We start from the raw sequence: 5,677 nt of genomic DNA, 5'->3' as shown, positions 1-5,677 counted from the left end.
GCTACAGAAAAACCAGACTCACACCGCCATCTGCAAAATCAACCAGGCATTCGCCCCACTGATCACCGCAAACAAGCCCCACGCCAGCACCCGAGTCGGCAGTCTATTCACAAACGGCCCCATCAGCTGGTTGTCGCTGGTCATGCGAATCAGCGGGTACAGCGCAAATGGCAGTTGCAGGCTGAGCACCACCTGACTCAACACCAGCAACTTGCCCACCGCGTTATCCCCCATCAGCCACACGCCGATGAACGCCGGGATCAGTGCCAGTCCGCGAGTGATCAAACGCCGCTGCCAGCAGGGAATCCGCAGGTTCAGATAACCCTCCATGATCACCTGTCCGGCGATGGTCCCGGTGAACGTCGAGCTCTGTCCCGACGCCAGCAATGCGACGCCGAACAGCACACTGGCCAGCGCGCCACCGACCAGCGGGTCGAGCAGGTGGTAGGCGTCCTGAATGTCGACCACATCGGTATGCCCGGACTGGTGAAACGCAGCCGCCGCCAGAATCAGAATCGCCGCGTTGACCAGCAACGCCAGCGCCAGTGAACCGATGGTGTCGATGCGTGCCAGGTTCACCGCGTCCTGCTTGCTCGCCAGGTCCTGGCCGATCATCCGCGTCTGCACGATCGAGGTGTGCAGGTAGAGGTTGTGCGGCATCACCGTGGCGCCGAGGATGCCGATCGCCAGATACAGCGGCGCGGCATCGCTGATCGCCGAAAGCGACGGTTTGAAGCCAGCGAACACGTCTGGCCAGTAGGGTTTGATCAGTACCAGTTCAACGAAGAAACACACGCCGATGGTCGCCACCAGCACCAGCATGATCGCCTCCAGCCGACGGAAGCCACGGTTCTGCAGGGCCAGTACCAGCAGCGTGTCGAAGGCCGTCAGGGCGATGCCGAAGGTCAGCGAACAGCCGAGCAACAAGTGGAATGCCAGGGCGCAACCGAGCACTTCGGCCAGATCGGTGGCGATGATCGAGATTTCCGCCAGCACCCATTGCAGGCGTGCGGCCGGCGTGCTGTAGCGCTCGCGGGACAGCTGCGCCAGATCGCGACCGGTGGCAATCCCCAGGCGCGAACACAAGCACTGCACGACCATCCCCGCCAGACTCGCCAGCAGCACCACAAACAGCAAACTGTAACCAAAACGCGAACCGGCCTCGATGGCCGTCGCCCAGTTGCCCGGGTCCATGTAGCCGATCGACACCAGCAATCCGGGCCCGGCAAAACGCAGCGCACGTTTGAAAAACGAGGCGCGGGGATCGACTTCCACACTGCCGGCCACTTCCGGCGGGCAGAACGGCGCAGTGGCAATTTTGGGTAAGCTGAATTTCACGCACACATCCAGAAACAAGTCGGAAAGTCGCAGCTTAGACGTTTCAGTTGAACCCTTGAAGAGCAAAAGATCGCAGCCTTCGGCAGCTCCTACATTGGAATGCGTTGCACTGTAGGAGCTGCCGGAGGCTGCGATCTTTTGATCTTAACGACTCACACCCAGTAACTGCTGACGCAACTCGGGGTTACGGGTACGCGGATCCAGCCAGATATCGAAAAACGCCCGGGCAAACTGCGGATCATCGATTTCATGCTGCAACTGCTGACCGACAAAAAACCGTGCGCCCTGCCCTGGCAGATACACGCCTGTAATCCGCGTGCCAGCCTGCACATCGACGAACGATTGCTGCATTTGCCCTTGCCACGCGGCCAGTTGTGCCGGACTGACTCCCGAGCCGGCCAGCCGTTTGATTTCATCGACGCTGGCCTGTACCAGATCATCGCGCGAGATCTTGCGCCGGTAGATCAGCTCCAGAGCGAAGGGTTGTTCGGTCGACAACGGGCGTGCCGCGCTCCACAACCGAGCGTTGTAGACGTCGAAACCGAACACACTGAAATCCCCGGTGCCGATGATTTGCGCGCCGGGCACGGCGTCCTGCCAATTGGCCCAGGTCGGCGTGAGTAACAACGCCCACAAGCCGATGCCACAGCACCCACGCAGCAACTTCGATGGTTTGCTCATCGCGGTATCGACTCCGGTAAACCCTGATCTTCAGAGCATAGCGGATATCACCCGCAGACTTTGTATACAAAAACTGTCGATCAATGCGCCAATCGGTTACCTTGGCCACTTCCTTCCCCGAGGCCTCCCGCGTGCTGATTCTCAAATTACTGCTGATCCCCGGATTTCTGCTGCTGATTTCCCTCGCCGGCAAGCGCTGGGGGCCGAGCGTGGCCGGTTGGCTGTCGGGGTTGCCGGTGGTGGTCGGGCCGATTCTGTTTTTCCTCGCCATCGAACAGGGGCCGCAGTTTGCTGCGCAATCGGCGGTCGCGGCGCTGTCAGCGATGTTCGCCATGATCGCGTTCTGCATCACCTACGCGCAGGTGGCGCAGCGGGCGAACTGGCCGTGGGCGCTGACGGTTTCGCTGTCGGTGTGGGCGGGACTGGCGCTGGTTTTGTCGCTGATTCCGCCGTCGCTGCCGTTCTCGATCGCTGCGGCGGCGATTGCCCTGTTGGCGGCGCCGCACCTGTTTCCCGACGTGCAACCGGTGTTGAACGGCCCGGCGCCGAAGTCGGACAAACTGCTCTGGCGCATGATTGCCGGCGCGGCGCTGACGCTGCTGGTGACGATGCTCGCGAGTACCGTGGGTGAGCGCTGGAGCGGCCTGCTCGCAGTGTTCCCGGTGCTCGGCAGTGTGATGGCGGTGTTCTCGCAGCAGACCCGCGGCCCAGCGTTTACCGCGGCATTGCTGCGGGCGACGGCGATCGGCATGTACTCGTTTTCGGCGTTTTGCCTGGTGTCGGCGCTGACCCTGCCAAGCCTGGGTCTCTGCGGATTCATCGCCGGTGTCGCGGTGTCGGTGGCCATGCTCGGCGTCACTCGCAAGTTGCTGGCTCGACAGGTCCCGGCAAAGGCCAACCATCCCAAGGCTGACGCAAACGCCTGACAAACCGCGCTGGAATGCCAGGCATGCTCCGTGGGATCATCGCGGCCCTGGCGCGACCATCCCTCGGAGATTCACATGTCATTGCTCAGCAAGAAAGCCGTCGTCCTGTTGCTGGCGGCGGTCGCCGGTTTCGGCGCCCTCAACGCCCAGGCAGCCAAGCCCAAGGAAAAGGCCTCGACCAACAACGTGTCGATGCTCGACGGCAAGTTCACCTTCGTCCTGCCCAAAGGCTTCACCGCCGATCCGCTGCCGGCCGGGCCAACCGGCGCCAAGGGCACGATGTACACCAATCAGGCGACCAAGACCGTGGTCATCGCCGCCGAAAACCAGATCGCCGGTGGCGCCAGCGTCAAGGACAACGACAACGAATTTCTCGATGGCAGCCTGGCGAGTTTCATTGATGATCAACGCAAGGCTCTGCCGGATTTCAATAAGCTCAGTGAAAAAAGCCTGACCCAGAAAAGCAGCGGCCTCGGTGTGCGTCAGGTCGACAGTACCGCCACTCAGGGCGGCGGCCAGACACTCAACACCACCCTGCTCGCCGCCTCCGGCAAGCGCATGGCGCTGGTCCAGGTGATTTCCCGGGCCAGCGACAAGAGCGGTCACGATGCGCTGGTGAATACCATCCTCAAGGACAAGTGATCGTCACGGATTGAGCTGCTGCAGCCAGGCATTCAAGTCGCGCAACTCGGCCGCGCTGATGCTGTGGCCGACGCCGGGATAGGCGTGAAACTCGGGTGTGTAGGCGAGTTTTTGCAGCAGCGCATTGGCCGCGGTGCCGTCGCGGTACGGCACCCGATCATCGGCGGTACCGTGGCCGATGAAGATCTTCAGCGGCGACGGTTGTTGCTGCGCCTTGAGCTCGGTTTTCAATACCGGCAACAGCCGTCCGCTCAACGCCGCGATGCCACCGACCGCCACGGGCGGACGCAAGCCCACTTCGTAGGTCATCATCGCGCCCTGGCTGAAGCCGATCAGGTACACCTTGTCCGGGCTGGCGTGATATTTCTGCGCCGCCTGCGCGACAAAATCCCGCAACTTCTGGCCGCTGGCCTTCAGATCATCGGTCTCGCCGTTGTAGGCACCTTCGCCTTTCTTGCGAAACCACTGGAAACGCCCTTCGCCCAACGCCAACGGCGCCTGTACCGACAGGTAGTTGTACTGCGCCGGCAGCTGAAACTTCATACCGATCAGATCGGCTTCGTTACTGCCGTAGCCGTGCAGGAAAATCACCAGTGGCCTGGTGTCAGCGTCCGGGTTGACCTGTTCGATGTACTTCAGTGGCAAGTCGCTTTGCAGCGTGGTTTGCGCATGGACGGCGCTGGACGCCAGGAGGGTTAACAGGGCAAACGCCTTCAACATAAAGCCTTCCTTCACAGAGTGTCGGGTTCGTCGGTGGAGCCTAACAGGCTTAACCTGCCTCACCCAGACCTGTAGGAGCTGCCGCAGGCTGCGATCTTTTGACTTTGACTTTTAAAAGCAAGATCAAAAGATCGCAGCCTTCGGCAGCTCCTACAGGGGTGGGTGAGGTCTGGATTCAGTCGTTGATCAGCTTGCCCGCCCGAATCGGCTCGCGCCCCGCCACCTTGGCCTGCCAGATCCCCGGCTGGGTGTAACGCCCGCGATCAATCGCAAACAGCACGCCGCTGGTGCCGGCGCGCACGGTAGTCAGCCGGTCATTCAACGGATCCACCACCTCGAACAGCGCGTCGCCCTTCTCGACCCATTCCCCGGCATTGCGCAGGAAGCTGACCACGCCATGGTGTGGCGCGAACAGGTATTCGGTGCCTTCGAACGGCATGCCTTCACAGCAATCGTTCGGTGCCGCCGGCCATTCGCCGCTGATGAAGCCCTGCTCGGCGAGAAAGCCGAGAATCGCTTCGCAATTGGCCTGGGCCTGATCGACCCGCGTGTCGCCCATACTGCCCAGTTCCAGGGTGGTGGCGAGGTTAGCCGGAGGAATCGCCGCGCTCGGAAACGCCCGCGCCAGGCGCAGCCACGGCGACGAGCACGATTCGTCGAACGAACTGCCACCGGAGTCTTCACACAACAGCGCAACGCCAGCCTTCAGTCGCGCCGCCAGCGATTGCCAGCGCGGCCAGTGTTGGGGCAGCGCGTAGATGTGAATCGCCGCTTCAAAATCGCAATGCAGATCAAGAGTGATGTCGGCGTCGCAGGCATGGCGCAGCAGCAAGCGGTGCAGTGCTTCCAGTTGCGAGGCCGGGGCTGGCAACTCATCGAGCACCTGGCCCATGGTCTGGCGGATCAAGGCGATGTTGGCCTCGGCATCGCTGCCCAGCTGCTCGCCGATTCGCGCCGCCACCGGCGCACTGAGTTCAACAAACGAGCGGTTGAAATTCTTCCCGCTGCCCAGCTCGAAGCGGCCCATGTGGCTGCCCTGCAGGTGCTGGTCGAGGCCGATCGGATTGGCCACCGGCACCAGCTCGATCACGCCCTGCACACGACCCTGCTGTTCCAGCTCGTTGAGGCGTTGCTTGAGTTCCCATGCGGTGCGCATGCCCGGCAGTTCGTCGGCGTGCAGACTGGCCTGGATGTACACCTTGCGAGTGCCCGCGCCGTAACGGAAGACGCTGAGGGAACGTTCGCTGCCCAAGTGGCTCCAGGGCAGAACATGGTCGATGCGTTGCATGGGTAACTCCTGAAAATTGAATCGGCGAAAATCCCCTGTGGGAGCGGGGGGGGGGGGGGGGGGGGGGGGGGGGGGGGGGGGG

The 5,677-nt window shown here is 62.2% G+C and carries 6 protein-coding genes; 2 read left to right on the top strand and 4 right to left on the bottom strand.

Annotation, left to right across the window (positions count from 1 at the left end; genetic code table 11):
• Positions 1-18 precede the first annotated feature (18 nt).
• The gene (locus NTD85_RS22300) at positions 19-1,338 is read right to left on the bottom strand and encodes an Nramp family divalent metal transporter (RefSeq protein WP_262143237.1); all 1,320 of its coding nucleotides are present in this window, start codon (positions 1,336-1,338) and stop codon (positions 19-21) included.
• A gap of 144 nt (positions 1,339-1,482) precedes the next feature.
• Positions 1,483-2,019, bottom strand: coding sequence for a chalcone isomerase family protein (locus NTD85_RS22295; RefSeq protein WP_262143236.1), 537 nt, complete (start codon positions 2,017-2,019; stop codon positions 1,483-1,485).
• A gap of 131 nt (positions 2,020-2,150) precedes the next feature.
• On the opposite strand from NTD85_RS22295, the gene NTD85_RS22290 reads away from it, so the two are divergent.
• Positions 2,151-2,945 carry a hypothetical protein gene (locus NTD85_RS22290; RefSeq protein WP_262143238.1) on the top strand — a complete coding sequence of 265 codons (795 nt, stop codon included), beginning with the start codon at positions 2,151-2,153 and terminating at the stop codon, positions 2,943-2,945.
• 75 nt (positions 2,946-3,020) lie between these two features.
• Positions 3,021-3,587 carry a hypothetical protein gene (locus NTD85_RS22285; protein ID WP_262143235.1) on the top strand — a complete coding sequence of 189 codons (567 nt, stop codon included), beginning with the start codon at positions 3,021-3,023 and terminating at the stop codon, positions 3,585-3,587.
• 3 nt (positions 3,588-3,590) lie between these two features.
• Here NTD85_RS22285 and NTD85_RS22280 read toward each other — a convergent pair whose 3' ends face one another.
• Positions 3,591-4,307 (bottom strand): alpha/beta hydrolase, encoded by a 717-nt coding sequence (locus tag NTD85_RS22280; protein WP_262143234.1) that lies wholly within the window; start codon positions 4,305-4,307, stop codon positions 3,591-3,593.
• A 175-nt stretch (positions 4,308-4,482) separates the two neighbouring features.
• The gene (locus NTD85_RS22275) at positions 4,483-5,595 is read right to left on the bottom strand and encodes a succinylglutamate desuccinylase/aspartoacylase family protein (RefSeq protein ID WP_262143233.1); all 1,113 of its coding nucleotides are present in this window, start codon (positions 5,593-5,595) and stop codon (positions 4,483-4,485) included.
• Between the last annotated feature and the right edge of the window lie 82 nt (positions 5,596-5,677).

Origin of the sequence: Pseudomonas sp. 13B_3.2_Bac1, assembly GCF_025466205.1 — a bacterium.
Lineage (GTDB): Bacteria > Pseudomonadota > Gammaproteobacteria > Pseudomonadales > Pseudomonadaceae > Aquipseudomonas > Aquipseudomonas fluorescens_H.
This window is presented reverse-complemented; position numbering and strand designations above follow the sequence as displayed.